Genomic DNA, 13653 nt, shown 5'->3' with positions numbered 1-13653 from the left:
GCCTGCAAGGAAGACAGAAACGCTTGGTTGTACTTCCTCGGCAGCCTCCACTCGGGCGCGCTCCCAGACTGGCACCGATGTTGCTATTACGAACGTGCTCGCTGCGAAGCGTCAAAAAAACCGCAGCTGTTGGAGGACAAGATGAGCCAAGGTGTTGAATTCAATCGCTTGATGCTGGAAATGCGGGCCATGCAGACCGATGCCATGGCACGTTCCAAGCCGGAGCCTGCCGTTCCCGAGGTCGGCGCGCCGAGCTTTTCCGAGATGCTCGGGCAAGCGGTCAACAAGGTGAATGAAACCCAGCAAGCCTCCAACCAACTGGCCACTGCCTTCGAGATGGGGCAGGGCGGTATCGATCTGACCGATGTCATGATCGCTTCGCAGAAGGCCAGCGTTTCCTTTCAGGCCATGACCCAGGTACGCAACAAGCTGGTTCAGGCCTATCAAGACATCATGCAGATGCCGGTTTGAGGCAGGGTTGAACGATGGCTGACGCACTTGGCAAGGTTCCAGTGACGGTTGATTCGGGTGAGCCGAAGAAGCCTCTGCTTGGCCTGTCCTTCCTGGAAAATCTTTCCGAAATGTCGATGCTGCGGCAGATCGGCCTGCTTGTCGGGCTGGCTGCGAGTGTCGCCATAGGTTTTGCCGTGGTGCTCTGGTCGCAGCAGCCGGACTACCGTCCGCTGCTCGGCAGCCTTGCCGGCATGGACGCCAATCAGGTCATGGAAACCCTCGCGGCTGCCGATATCGCCTACACCGTGGAGCCCACTTCCGGCGCCTTGCTGGTCAAGGCGGGCGATCTCGCCCGGGCGCGGCTGCGGCTCGCCAGTGCCGGCATCGCGCCGGCTGACAGTAATATCGGCTTTGAAATCCTCGACCGGGAGCAGGGGCTTGGCACCAGCCAGTTCATGGAGGCCACCCGCTATCGCCGTGGTCTGGAGGGTGAGCTGGGGCGTACCGTCTCCAGCCTGAACAATGTCAAGGCTGCGCGTGTGCACCTGGCGATTCCGAAAAGCTCGGTATTCGTTCGCGACGAGCGCAAGCCCAGTGCCTCGGTACTGGTGGAACTCTACCCGGGGCGCAGCCTCGAGCCGAGCCAGGTAATGGCGATCATCAACCTGGTGGCGACCAGCGTGCCGGAGCTGAACAAGTCGCAGATCACCGTGGTGGACCAGAAGGGCAACCTGCTGTCCGACCAGCAGGAGCTGACCGAGCTGAGCATGGCCGGCAAGCAGTTCGACTACAGTCGCCGCATGGAAAGCCTCTATACCCAGCGCGTGCATAACATCCTGCAGCCGGTGCTGGGCAGTGGCCGCTACAAGGCCGAAGTGTCCGCCGATGTCGATTTCAGCGCCGTCGAATCCACCTCGGAAACCTTCAACCCCGATCAGCCGGCGCTGCGCAGCGAACAAAGCGTCAACGAACAGCGCCAGAGCAGCCTCGGTCCGCAAGGCGTCCCGGGCGCGCTGAGCAACCAGCCGCCAGGCCCGGCCACGGCACCGGAAAATGCCCTGGCCGGACAGGCCGCCGCCGGTGCCGTCGCACCTGGTCAGCCCCTGCTGGACGCCAACGGCCAGCAGATCATGGACCCGGTGACCGGCCAGCCGATGCTGGCGCCGTATCCGGCAGACAAACGCGAGCAATCGACGCGCAATTATGAACTGGATCGCTCCATCAGCTACACCAAGCAGCAACAGGGACGCCTGCGCCGCCTGTCGGTTGCCGTGGTGCTGGACGATCAGGTCGCGATTGACGCCGACGGACAAGCCACGCGGGTGCCGCGAACCGCCGAAGAATTGGCGCGCTTCACCCGCCTGGTGCAGGACGCCGTGGGCTTCGATGCCAGCCGTGGCGACAGTGTCAGCGTGATCAATGCGCCCTTTGCGCCTGACTCCTTCGATGAAGCCTTCGAAGAGCCGGCGTTCTATTCGCAGCCGTGGTTCTGGGACGTCGTCAAGCAGGTGCTCGGCGTGCTGTTCATCCTGGTGCTGGTGTTCGGCGTGCTGCGCCCGGTACTCAATAACCTGACCCATGCCGGCAAGGGCAAGGAGCTGCAGCCGGTCGGCGGTGACGCCGAGTTGGGCGACGTGGATGCCGAGGGTGCGCTGGCCAGTGACCGGGTCAGCCTGAGCGGGCCGCAGAGCATCATGCTGCCGAGCCCGACCGAGGGATACGATGCGCAACTGAATGCCATCAAGAATCTGGTAGCTGAAGACCCGGGCCGGGTGGCCCAGGTCGTCAAAGAGTGGATCAACGCCGATGAGTGATGCCCGTATTGCCACCAAGCTGAACAAGGTCGACAAGGCCGCGATCCTGCTGTTGTCCCTTGGCGAGGCCGATGCCGCGCAGGTGCTGCGCCATCTCGGTCCCAAGGAAGTGCAGCGCGTGGGCACGGCCATGGCGCAGATGCGCAACATCCATCGCGACCAGGTCGAGCGGGTGATGAGCGAATTCGTCGAGATCGTCGGCGATCAGACCAGCCTGGGTGTGGGTTCCGACGGCTATATCCGCAAGATGCTTACCCAGGCGCTGGGCGAAGACAAGGCCGGCGGCCTGATCGACCGCATCCTGCTGGGCGGCAACACCAGCGGTCTGGACAGCCTCAAGTGGATGGAGCCGCGCGCGGTTGCCGACGTGATTCGCTATGAGCACCCGCAGATCCAGGCCATCGTCGTGGCCTACCTCGATCCGGATCAGGCCGGTGAGGTGCTGTCGCATTTCGACCACAAGGCGCGGCTGGACATCGTCCTGCGTGTGTCCTCGCTCAATACCGTGCAGCCGGCGGCCCTGAAGGAGCTCAACCAGATTCTCGAGAAGCAGTTCTCCGGCAACTCCAACACCAGCCGGGCGACCCTGGGGGGCGTGAAGCGCGCCGCCGACATCATGAACTTCCTCGACAGCTCGGTCGAAGGCCAGTTGATGGACGCCATCCGCGACATCGACGAAGACCTGTCGGCGCAGATCGAAGACCTGATGTTCGTCTTCGACAACCTGGCCGATGTCGATGACCGGGGCATCCAGACGTTGCTGCGTGAAGTATCCTCCGAGGTGCTGGTGATGGCGCTCAAGGGTGCCGACGAGGCGATCAAGGAAAAAGTCTTCAAGAACATGTCCAAGCGCGCCGGTGAATTGCTGCGTGACGATCTGGAAGCCAAGGGGCCGGTACGCATCAGCGAAGTCGAGAGTGCCCAGAAGGAAATCCTCACCATTGCCCGTCGCATGGCCGAAGCCGGAGAAATCGTGCTCGGCGGCAAGGGCGGCGAAGAGATGATCTAAACCATGTCCAGGGAAAACCCCAGCGATGTCATCCGCGCGAAGGACATCAATGTCTTCGATCGCTGGGCCTTGCCGAGTTTCGACGAGCCGGGCGAAGAGCCGCCGGCGTCCGACGAAATCGGGCCGGCTGATGCCGAAGAGCTTTCCCATAGCGAAGATGTGCCCGTCGAGGAGGTCAAGCCGCTGACCCTCGATGAGCTGGAGGCGATTCGCCAGGAGGCCTACAACGAAGGTTTCAGCACCGGCGAAAAGGACGGCTTCCATGCCGGTCAGCTCAAGGCCCGACAGGAAGCCGAGGCGGCCCTGGCGCCCCGGCTCGACAGCCTGGAGCGGCTGATGACGCAACTGCTCGACCCTATCGCCGAACAGGATCGCAACCTTGAACACGCCATGGTCACGCTGGTCAGCCAATTGGCCCGGGAGGTCATCCAGCGCGACCTGCTGACCGATTCCAGCCAGATACACCAGGTGCTGCGCGAAGCCCTGAAGCTGCTGCCCATGGGCGCCGGCAACGTGCGCATCCATATCAATCCGCAGGACTTCGAGCTGGTCAAGGGGCTGCGCGAGCGTCACGAGGAAAGCTGGAAGATCGTCGAGGACGCAGACCTGCTGCCCGGCGGTTGCCGGATCGAAACCGAACACAGCCGTATCGACGCCAGCATCGAAACGCGGCTGGCGCAGGCGATCAAGCAGCTGTTCGAGCAACAGCGCGAGAATGCCACCAGCCCGCCCGAAGCGGATCTGCATCTGGATCTGCATCCAGGCAAGGGCACGGATATAGAGAGCTCCGATGCGCCTTGACCGGACCAGTTTCGCCAGGCGCCTAGAGGTTTACGGCGAGGCGATCAAACTACCCAGCCAGCCGATCCTCGAGGGTCGGCTGTTGCGTATGGTCGGCCTGACACTGGAGGCCGAAGGGCTGCGCGCCGCCGTTGGCAGCCGCTGCCTGGTGATCAACGAGGACAGCTACCATCCCTCCCAGGTCGAGGCCGAGGTGATGGGCTTTTCCAGCGGCAAACTCTACCTGATGCCGGTCGGCAGCCTGGCCGGCATCGCGCCGGGTGCCCGTGTGGTGCCATTACCCAATACCGGGCGGCTGCCGATGGGCATGTCGATGCTCGGTCGGGTGCTCGACGGCGCCGGGCGGGCGCTGGATGGCAAGGGCGGGATGAAGGCCGAGGACTGGGTGCCAATGGACGGCCCGGTGATCAACCCGCTCAAGCGCCACCCCATCAGCGAACCGCTGGACGTCGGCATTCGCAGCATCAACGGCCTGCTGACGGTCGGTCGCGGCCAGCGTCTGGGGCTTTTCGCCGGCACCGGCGTGGGCAAGTCGGTGTTGCTGGGCATGATGACCCGCTTCACCGAGGCCGACATCATTGTCGTCGGGCTGATCGGCGAGCGGGGCCGCGAGGTCAAGGAATTCATCGAGAACATCCTCACCGAAGAGAGCATCAAGCGCTCCGTGGTGGTCGCCTCGCCAGCTGACGAAGCGCCGTTGATGCGCCTGCGCGCGGCCATGTACTGCACCCGTATCGCCGAGTATTTTCGCGACAAGGGCAAGAACGTGCTGCTGCTGATGGATTCGCTGACGCGTTTCGCCCAGGCCCAGCGCGAAATTGCCCTGGCCATTGGCGAACCGCCGGCGACCAAGGGTTATCCACCCTCGGTGTTCGCCAAGCTGCCGAGCCTGGTGGAGCGCGCCGGCAATGCCGAGGAGGGCGGTGGTTCGATCACGGCTTTCTACACGGTGCTGTCGGAAGGTGACGACCAGCAGGACCCCATCGCCGATGCCGCGCGGGGTGTGCTCGATGGCCATATCGTGCTGTCCCGGCGCCTGGCCGAGGAAGGTCACTACCCGGCCATCGATATCGAAGCCTCCATCAGCCGGGTGATGCCGCAAGTGGTCAGCGCCGAGCATGTGCGCCATTCGCAGCGCTTCAAGCAGCTCTGGTCGCGTTACCAGCAGAGCCGCGATCTGATCAGCGTCGGCGCCTATGTGCCGGGTGGCGATCCGGAGACCGACCTGGCTATCGCCCGACAGGCCGAGATGGTTGGCTACCTGCGCCAGGGGTTGAACGAGTCCGAGCACCTGGCGCAGAGCGAAGCCTTGCTGGCCACCGTGTTCAATCCCCGGCCCGGCGGCTAACCCTTGCCTGCGAGTCGAGCGGCCCGCCTGGCCCCGGTGATCGATATGGCCGAGCGTGCCGAGCGCGAGGCCGCACGTCTGTTCGGCCAGGGCCAGACCCAGCTTTCCCAGGCCGAAGCCAAGCTGGGCGAGTTGCGCCAGTATTTCAGTGATTACCAGCAGCAATGGATGACGCAGGGCAGTCAGGGCGTGTCCGGTCAGTGGCTGGTCAACTATCAGCGTTTCCTTTCACAGCTCGAATCGGCCATCGGCCAGCAGCAGCGCAGCGTGGACTGGCACCAGGCCAACCTGGACAAGCTGCGTCAGCAATGGCAGCAGCGCCGTGCCCGGCTGGACGGCTTGCGCAAGCTGGTCGAGCGTTATCTGCAGGAAGCGCGAACCGCTGCCGACAAGCGCGAGCAGAAGCTGCTCGACGAATTTTCACAGCGTCTGGCGGGCCGCCCGAGGCAAGATTGAATTTTGCGGTGACAGATTATGGGCTCTGGTCAAATTGTTGACGAAATGAGTAAGGCCACGGTGACCATGACGGTGGCAGAGCAGTTTGCAGCGCATGCTCAGCGTAGGGACTGGGGCCGACTGGATAGGCTTGATTGAGAACCGGGAGCAGTGCCGTGGCCGATCATCTGGACGCGAGTGTCCTGCTGAAACTCCAGCAGGTAATGGAGGCTGAATACCCGCAGTTGCTGGATACCTTTCTTGGCGATTCCGAGGAAAGGCTGCGCCTGCTGCAGACGACCTGCCGAAGTGCTGACGCAGAGTACCTTCGCCAGGCGGCGCACAGCTTCAAGGGCAGTTGCAGCAACATGGGCGCCGCCCTGCTGGCCGAACATTGCCATGCCCTGGAAGAGGCCGCGCAGCGCGGACAGCTTGAAGAGGCGTGCGAACTGATCGAGCGAATCGAACGCGAGTTTGCCATTGTGCGGATTCTCTATCGTGCCGAGCGCCAGCGTTTTTGTGGGCCTGGCTGAGACGGCGCTACGGAATCGATATCCTGAGCTTGTTACTGGCCCGGAGTTTGCTTGAGATTGACTCAGGGGCTACACAACTCATTACTTCAAGCGGAACTATTCATGGCCGTTTCTCCTGATTTATTGCTCAACACCAAGGCGCCGGCGACAGTCGCCAAGACCGCGAGCACCTCTTCCAGGAATGCTTCGCAAGCCGGCCGGGACGATGCTTCCAGCTTTGCCGACGTCTATGCCAGGGAGCGCCAGGGCAAACCTGTCGAGCGTCAGGATGGCGCTGCCACTGCCGCGCGCAACACGTCCGGCAAAGACAAGTCCGCAGATGAAACCGCCGAGAAAAGCGGCACGCAAACGCCGGGCCTTGCCGAGGCTGGCAACGACTTGCCGGTAACCGAGGGGGCGGAGCAGGGGGCTGAAGTCGAGCTCGATCCGTTGCTGTTACTGGGTATGGGGGGGCAGGCCGAAGGTGCGGATGAGGCACTGCAAACACCAGATGGCGAACTCCTGACAGGTTGGCCGCAGGGGCAAATGCCCATGACAGCATCCGACGCCGCGCCGGAGGCCGAGGATTCGTTGATGGCGCAGCATTCGCTGGTCGAGACCCAGGCGACAGCGCAGAAAATGTTGCCCGCGCAAGGCTTGGCTGAAGGTGAGGCTGTTACCGAAGCGAAAGCGTACCTTTCCGCGAATCTGCTTCCAGACGAGATGGCCAGCGAGGATGGCGAGACGTTTTCGCTTGAGGAGGATTTTGCCGAGCTGCTCGATCAGCAGATCGCGCCGAAGGAGAGCCGCAGCAGTGCCGTCGATGCCGCGCCTGACCGGCTCAATACCCTGACTCAGGCGATTTCACAGCAAAATCAGGCCCAGCAGGCACAGCGCCCCGTACTGGTCCCGGGACAGCCGCTGCAAATGCAGCAGCCCGGCTTGAGCGAAGCGGTGGTTGATCGGGTGATGTGGCTGTCGAGCCAGAACCTCAAGTCGGCGGAAATACAGCTCGACCCGGCCGAACTGGGCCGCATGGAAATTCGCATCGACATGAGCAAGGAGCACAGTCAGGTGACCTTCCTTAGCCCTCACGCCGGCGTTCGTGAAACGCTGGAAGGGCAGATGCAGCGCTTGCGCGACATGTTCTCGCAGCAGGGCATGAGCATGGATGTGAACGTATCGGATCAGTCCGCGCACGGTCGTCAGGGCGAAGGCGACGCCGAGTCGCGTGAGGGGCGTGGCGGTGCCATTGCCGGGTTGGCCGGTGATGAGGGGGAGGTGGTTCAGGGCTCGATGGAAATCAGCGGTGCAAGGGCTGGTGATGCGCGCGGGCTGGTGGATTACTACGCCTGACGCCTTTCACGTGGGTTCAAAGAGCCGGGTGCCAACAGGCTGTTGGTGCCCGGTTTTTGTTTTCCGGGGATAATGCGCAGCTCTTTCTTCGGAATCCCTCAGGCCGCTGGTCATTTACTGTGCTCCCTCACTGGCCGATACTTTGGCACAGCAGTTGCTCCCAGCTCATTGAACGACATGAAATCACGCGTGATGACGGATATTTGGCATGGCTAAAACACAGGGTCCCCCGGATATAGCGAGTCCCGCTGCTGCGGCTCCGGCGGACGGCAAGCGTAAACTCAAGCTGATCGTTCTGGTCGTACTCGGTCTGTTGCTGGCCGTTGGAGTGTCGGTGGGCAGCACGCTGTATTTCATGAACAAGGGCGAGCCGAAAAGTCCGGATGCGGCGCAAGGCAGCCAGGCGGCGCCTCAGCGTCAGGCTGCCATCTATGAAGTGCTGGCGCCGGCATTCGTGGTCAATTTCAGCAACACCGGCGGTCGCCAGCGTTACATGCAGGTGAGCGTCGCCCTGATGTCGCGCGATCAGGCGGCGCTGGATGCGCTGAAGGAACACATGCCCCTGTTGCGCAATCAACTGGTCATGCTCTTCTCCAGCCAGGAGTTCGCTTCACTGGCTACCCCCGTGGGGCAGGAGATGTTGCGCCAGCAGGCCACCGCCAGCGTTCAGGAGCTGGCCCAGAAGGAAATCGGCAAACTGGCCATCGAGCAAGTGCTGTTTACCAACTTCGTACTTCAATAGGGGCCCCGCTGATGGCTGTTCAAGACCTGCTCTCGCAAGACGAGATCGACGCGCTCCTGCATGGGGTCGACGACGGCCTGGTCGATACCGAAGGCGATTCCGAACCGGGCAGCATCAAGAGCTATGACCTGACCAGCCAGGACCGCATCGTCCGTGGCCGCATGCCCACCCTGGAAATGATCAACGAGCGCTTCGCCCGCTACACACGCATCAGCATGTTCAACCTGCTGCGCCGCTCGGCGGACGTTTCGGTGGGTGGCGTACAGGTGATGAAATTCGGCGAGTACATCCATTCGCTGTACGTGCCCACCAGCCTCAATCTGGTGAAGATCAAGCCGCTGCGCGGCACGTCGCTGTTCATTCTCGACGCCAAGCTGGTGTTCAAGCTGGTGGACAATTTCTTTGGCGGTGATGGTCGCCATGCCAAGATCGAGGGCCGTGAATTCACTCCGACCGAATTGCGCGTGGTGCGCATGGTGCTGGAACAGGCTTTCCTCGACCTGAAGGAGGCCTGGCATGCGGTGCTGGATGTCAATTTCGAATACGTGCATTCGGAAGTGAACCCGGCCCTGGCCAATATCGTCAGCCCCAGCGAGGTAGTGGTCGTTTCGACGTTCCATATCGAACTCGACAGCGGTGGTGGCGATCTTCATGTAACCATGCCGTATTCGATGATCGAGCCGATCCGCGAGATGCTCGATGCCGGTTTCCAGTCGGATGTCAGCGACCAGGACGAGCGTTGGTCCAAGGCTCTGCGCGAGGATATCCTTGACGTCAACGTACCGCTTGGCGCCACTGTCGTGCGGCGGCAGCTCAAGCTGCGCGACATCCTCAACATGCAGCCGGGCGATGTCATTCCGGTGGAAATGCCCGAAGACATGATCCTGCGCGCCAATGGTATGCCAACCTTCAAGGTCAAGCTCGGCGCGCACAAGGGCAACCTCTCCCTGCAGGTGCTGGAATCCGTGATGCGTTCACGCTGATTCGGGCCTTATCATTTATTAGCCGGTCGAGGATTTGCGATGGCAGACGAACAGGAACACACATCTACCGATGAGCAGGCGCTTGCCGATGAATGGGCTTCGGCGCTGGCCGAGGCGGGTGATGCCAACCAGGACGATATCGATGCGTTGTTGAATCAGGGGCCGGCAGTGGCTCCGGCGGCTGCGGCACCGCCGCGGGCTCCGCTGGAGGAGTTCGGCAGCAGCCCGAAAGTGAGCTCGGCTTCGGTCGGGCTCGAGGGGCCGAATCTGGATGTGATCCTCGATATTCCGGTATCGATCTCCATGGAAGTCGGCAGTACCGAGATCAGCATCCGCAACCTGCTGCAGCTCAACCAGGGCTCGGTGGTCGAACTCGACCGGCTGGCCGGTGAGCCGCTGGATGTGCTGGTCAACGGCACCCTGATCGCCCACGGTGAAGTGGTGGTGGTGAACGAGAAGTTCGGCATCCGCCTCACCGACGTGATCAGCCCGAGCGAACGCATCAAGAAGTTGCGCTGACATGCGAATCCTGGCCTTCCTTGCGCTGCTGCTGGCCTTGCCGGTCATGGCCGCCGAACCTTCGGCGAACATGAGCGGCGTCGACGTGGGCGGGCAGTTGAGCAAGCTGCTGCTGGGTCTGTTGCTGGTGATCGGTCTGATCTTTCTGCTGGCCTGGGTGCTGCGACGGATGCAGCGGCTCAACCCGCGCGGCAACCAGGCCATCAAGTTGATCTCCAGCCATGCCCTCGGCCCTCGTGAGCGTCTGTTGCTGGTGCAGGTGGGCAGCGAGCAGATTCTGCTTGGCCTGAGCGCCGGTCGCATTACGCCTCTGCATGTACTTGAAGAGCCGGTGCACCTGCCGGATGCCGAACCCGCCAACCCGGAATTCGCCCAGCGCCTCATGGAGCTGCTGGGTCGGGATCAAAAGGACAAGCCCTGATGCTTCGATTGTTGCTGGCGGTCATGCTGGTGCTGGCCGCCCCGTTCGCTGTGGGCCAGGATGCCGGCGCACTGATCACCCAGGGCAACAACCCCCTGTCGATCCCGGCGATCACCCTGAGCACAGATGCCGAGGGGCAGCAGGAATATTCGGTCAGTCTGCAGATTCTGCTGATCATGACGGCGCTGAGCTTCATCCCGGCATTCGTCATGCTGATGACCAGCTTCACCCGCATCATCATCGTCTTCTCCATCCTGCGTCAGGCGCTGGGCCTGCAGCAGACGCCATCGAACCAGATCCTCGTGGGCCTGACGATCTTCCTCACGCTGTTCATCATGGCGCCGGTATTCGAGCGGATAAATAACGAGGCGGTGCAGCCTTATCTGAATGAACAGTTGTCGGCCCAGGAGGCGATTGCCCGCGCCGAAGTGCCGCTCAAGGGTTTCATGCTGGCGCAAACCCGCGAGAGCGATCTGGCGCTGTTCGTGCGGATGTCCCGGCGCACCGATATCCAGACGCCTGAAGCCACGCCGCTGACCATTCTGGTGCCGGCCTTCGTCACCTCCGAGCTGAAGACGGCGTTCCAGATCGGCTTTATGATCTTCATCCCGTTCCTGATCATCGACATGGTGGTGGCCAGCGTACTGATGGCGATGGGCATGATGATGCTGTCGCCGCTGATCATCTCGTTGCCGTTCAAGATCATGCTGTTCGTGCTGGTCGACGGCTGGGGGTTGATCATTGGCACGCTCGCTGGAAGTTTCGGAACACTTTAGCAGGCCGTTGAAAAACTACCTGCGTTGGCAATACTGCGTTGAAAACAGGCTCGGCCTGCTCATTTAGGCCACTAAACTCGTACGCGAGCCCGGTCCGTTCCTCGCCTGTTTTCGCCTTGTCTTGCCTGCCTCGCCTACATTTTTCAACGGCCTGCTTGGGAGTACGCCGATGACACCCGAAGTTGCGGTCGATCTGTTTCGTGGCGGTCTGTGGATGACCGCCACCATCGTCGGTGTGCTGGTGATGCCGAGCCTTCTGGTGGGCCTGCTGGTGGCGATGTTCCAGGCCGCCACGCAGATCAACGAACAGACCCTGAGCTTCCTGCCGCGTCTGCTGGTCATGCTGATGACGCTGATCTGGACGGGGCCATGGCTGGTGCGCAAGTTGATGGAGTACACCGAGAACCTGATCCAGAACATTCCGTTGATCATCGGCTGATGTTTGCCCTGAGCGATGCGCAGATCGGCGCCTGGGTAGGGCAGTTTCTGCTGCCGCTGTTTCGCATCGCGGCGCTGCTGATGAGCATGCCGATCATCGGCACCCAGCTGGTGCCGATGCGGGTGCGGCTGTATCTGGCCTTGGCCATTACCGTGGTGCTGGTGCCGGGGCTGCCTGCTGTGCCGGTGGTGGAGGCGCTGAGTGGGCAGGCGCTGGTGCTGATCGCCGAGCAGATTCTGATCGGCGTGATGCTGGGTTTCGTGCTGCAGCTGTTCTTTCAGGTCTTCATCGTCTCCGGGCAGATGCTGGCCATGCAGATGGGCCTTGGCTTCGCCTCCATGGTCGATCCGGCCAACGGGGTTTCGGTGCCGGTGCTTGGCCAGTTCTTCAATATGCTGGTGATCCTGCTGTTCCTGGCCATGAATGGGCATCTGGTGGTGCTGGAGATTCTCACGGAAAGCTTCGTCACCCTGCCCATCGGCGGCTGGCTGGTCGGCACCAATCACCTCTGGGAGGTGGCCGGCAAGCTCGGCTGGGTATTGGGCGCCGGCTTGCTGCTGGTGCTGCCGGCGATTACCGCGCTGCTGGTGATCAACCTCGCCTTCGGCCTGATGACCCGCGCCGCGCCACAGCTGAATATCTTCTCCATTGGTTTTCCGCTGACGCTGGTGCTGGGCCTGGTGATCGTCTGGCTCGGCATGGGCGATATCCTGGCGCAATATCAGGGTTTTGCCAGTGAGGCGCTGGCGATGTTGCGTGAACTGATAGGTGTGCGCTGAGAGGGTGTTTACAAATTACTACGCTCGACCAGGCTGCGTTGAAATCAGCCTCTGATGCGACTGTGTTCTTCGATTCGTCGGGAGGCCCTGCATGGCTGAGAACGAAAATGGCGCCGAAAAAAGCGAGGAACCCACGGCCAAACGGCTGCGCGAATCCCGTGAGAAGGGCCAGCTCGCGCGTTCCCGTGAACTGAACACGGTGGCCGTTACCCTGGGCGGGATTGGCGGCCTGCTGGCATCCGGTGCGGGCCTGGCCGGCAGCCTGATGATGATGATGCAGGGCAGTTTCGACCTCAGCCGTGAAGCCTTGCTGGATGAGAGCTCCATGGTCAGGCTGCTGGTGAACAGCGGCTTGCTTGCGCTGGAAGCGATCATGCCGCTGCTGATCGTGTTGCTGATCGTCTCCATCGTCGGTCCGATCTCGCTGGGGGGCTGGCTGTTTTCAGCCAAGGCGATGGCACCGAAGTTCAGCCGAATGAATCCGGGCGCGGGCCTCAAGCGGATGTTCTCGGCCAAGGCGCTGGTGGAGCTGCTCAAGGCGCTCGGCAAGTTCCTGGTGGTGCTGACGGTGGCGCTGCTGGTGCTCAATGCCTATCAGGACGATCTGCTGTCCATCGCCAAGCAGCCGCTGGAGCTGGCCATTGCCCATAGCGTGGAAGTCGTCGGCTGGTGTGCGTTGTGGATGGCCTGTGGGCTGATTCTGATCGCCTTGGTGGACGTGCCTTTCCAGCTCTGGGACAACAAGCAGAAGCTGATGATGACCAAGCAGGAGGTCAAGGACGAATACAAGGACGCCGAGGGCAAGCCCGAAGTCAAGTCGCGGATTCGCCAGCTGCAGCGTGAGGCGGCCCAGCGGCGGATGATGCAGGCCGTGCCGGAGGCCGATGTGGTGATCACCAACCCGACCCACTTTGCCGTGGCGCTGAAATATGATGGCGGCAAGGGCGGTGCGCCGATACTGGTGGCCAAGGGTGGCGACTTCGTAGCCCTGAAGATTCGCGAGATCGCTCAGGAGCATCAGGTGACCGTGCTCGAATCGCCCGCGCTGGCGCGGGCGGTGTATTACTCCACCGAGCTGGAACAGGAAATCCCGGCTGGCCTCTACCTGGCAGTGGCGCAGGTGCTGGCCTATGTCTACCAACTGCGCCAGTACCGCTCGGGCAAGGGCAAGCGGCCCGAGCCCCTGAACGACCTGCCGATTCCGCCGGATTTGCGTCGGGACGCATAAAGCCGACAAGAGCGCTGGAGGCTGGAAAGCGGGACGAT

The 13653-nt window shown here is 62.1% G+C and carries 16 protein-coding genes; all 16 read left to right on the top strand.

Annotated features, from left to right (window positions below):
- Positions 1 to 141: 141 nt before the first annotated feature.
- The 16 genes from fliE (at position 142) to flhB (ending at position 13615) form a co-directional block, all read left to right on the top strand.
- Positions 142 to 471, top strand: a complete 330-nt coding sequence (gene fliE, locus G7020_RS02375) for a flagellar hook-basal body complex protein FliE (protein WP_181082339.1) — start codon at positions 142 to 144, stop codon at positions 469 to 471.
- A 14-nt stretch (positions 472 to 485) separates the two neighbouring features.
- The gene (gene fliF, locus G7020_RS02370; RefSeq protein WP_181082338.1) at positions 486 to 2267 is read left to right on the top strand and encodes a flagellar basal-body MS-ring/collar protein FliF; all 1782 of its coding nucleotides are present in this window, start codon (positions 486 to 488) and stop codon (positions 2265 to 2267) included.
- On the top strand, positions 2260 to 3276 hold the full coding sequence (gene fliG / locus G7020_RS02365; RefSeq protein WP_181082337.1) for a flagellar motor switch protein FliG: 1017 nt from the start codon (positions 2260 to 2262) through the stop codon (positions 3274 to 3276). Before fliF ends, fliG begins: the two co-directional genes overlap by 8 nt.
- Before the next feature lie 3 nt (positions 3277 to 3279).
- The gene (gene fliH, locus G7020_RS02360) at positions 3280 to 4077 is read left to right on the top strand and encodes a flagellar assembly protein FliH (RefSeq protein ID WP_181082336.1); all 798 of its coding nucleotides are present in this window, start codon (positions 3280 to 3282) and stop codon (positions 4075 to 4077) included.
- The gene (fliI, locus tag G7020_RS02355; RefSeq protein WP_181082335.1) at positions 4067 to 5425 is read left to right on the top strand and encodes a flagellar protein export ATPase FliI; all 1359 of its coding nucleotides are present in this window, start codon (positions 4067 to 4069) and stop codon (positions 5423 to 5425) included. Before fliH ends, fliI begins: the two co-directional genes overlap by 11 nt.
- Positions 5426 to 5428: 3 nt before the next feature.
- On the top strand, positions 5429 to 5881 hold the full coding sequence (gene fliJ / locus G7020_RS02350; protein WP_181082334.1) for a flagellar export protein FliJ: 453 nt from the start codon (positions 5429 to 5431) through the stop codon (positions 5879 to 5881).
- Between the two features lie 203 nt (positions 5882 to 6084).
- A complete protein-coding gene (locus G7020_RS02345; RefSeq protein WP_181082441.1) occupies positions 6085 to 6393 on the top strand; it encodes an Hpt domain-containing protein in 309 nt (102 codons plus the stop codon).
- Between the two features lie 102 nt (positions 6394 to 6495).
- The gene (locus tag G7020_RS02340) at positions 6496 to 7728 is read left to right on the top strand and encodes a flagellar hook-length control protein FliK (protein ID WP_181082333.1); all 1233 of its coding nucleotides are present in this window, start codon (positions 6496 to 6498) and stop codon (positions 7726 to 7728) included.
- A gap of 208 nt (positions 7729 to 7936) precedes the next feature.
- The gene (locus tag G7020_RS02335) at positions 7937 to 8470 is read left to right on the top strand and encodes a flagellar basal body-associated FliL family protein (RefSeq protein WP_181082332.1); all 534 of its coding nucleotides are present in this window, start codon (positions 7937 to 7939) and stop codon (positions 8468 to 8470) included.
- A gap of 11 nt (positions 8471 to 8481) precedes the next feature.
- Positions 8482 to 9453 (top strand): flagellar motor switch protein FliM, encoded by a 972-nt coding sequence (gene fliM, locus G7020_RS02330; protein WP_181082331.1) that lies wholly within the window; start codon positions 8482 to 8484, stop codon positions 9451 to 9453.
- A 39-nt stretch (positions 9454 to 9492) separates the two neighbouring features.
- Complete coding sequence (gene fliN, locus G7020_RS02325; protein WP_181082330.1) at positions 9493 to 9972, top strand: flagellar motor switch protein FliN; 480 nt, start codon at positions 9493 to 9495, stop codon at positions 9970 to 9972.
- A gap of 1 nt (position 9973) precedes the next feature.
- A complete protein-coding gene (gene fliO, locus G7020_RS02320; protein ID WP_181082329.1) occupies positions 9974 to 10393 on the top strand; it encodes a flagellar biosynthetic protein FliO in 420 nt (139 codons plus the stop codon).
- The gene (gene fliP, locus G7020_RS02315; RefSeq protein ID WP_181082328.1) at positions 10393 to 11169 is read left to right on the top strand and encodes a flagellar type III secretion system pore protein FliP; all 777 of its coding nucleotides are present in this window, start codon (positions 10393 to 10395) and stop codon (positions 11167 to 11169) included. Before fliO ends, fliP begins: the two co-directional genes overlap by 1 nt.
- A gap of 169 nt (positions 11170 to 11338) precedes the next feature.
- Positions 11339 to 11608 carry a flagellar biosynthesis protein FliQ gene (gene fliQ / locus G7020_RS02310; RefSeq protein ID WP_181082327.1) on the top strand — a complete coding sequence of 90 codons (270 nt, stop codon included), beginning with the start codon at positions 11339 to 11341 and terminating at the stop codon, positions 11606 to 11608.
- Positions 11608 to 12387 (top strand): flagellar biosynthetic protein FliR, encoded by a 780-nt coding sequence (gene fliR, locus G7020_RS02305; RefSeq protein ID WP_181082326.1) that lies wholly within the window; start codon positions 11608 to 11610, stop codon positions 12385 to 12387. The genes fliQ and fliR overlap by 1 nt, the downstream gene beginning before the upstream one ends.
- A 91-nt stretch (positions 12388 to 12478) precedes the next feature.
- On the top strand, positions 12479 to 13615 hold the full coding sequence (gene flhB / locus G7020_RS02300; RefSeq protein WP_181082325.1) for a flagellar biosynthesis protein FlhB: 1137 nt from the start codon (positions 12479 to 12481) through the stop codon (positions 13613 to 13615).
- Positions 13616 to 13653 lie beyond the last annotated feature (38 nt).

The organism is Stutzerimonas stutzeri (assembly GCF_013522825.1).
In the GTDB taxonomy this organism is placed as follows: Bacteria; Pseudomonadota; Gammaproteobacteria; order Pseudomonadales; family Pseudomonadaceae; genus Stutzerimonas; species Stutzerimonas stutzeri_AK.
Note: the sequence above shows the minus strand (reverse complement) of the source record. Positions and strands in the feature narration are given on the sequence as shown.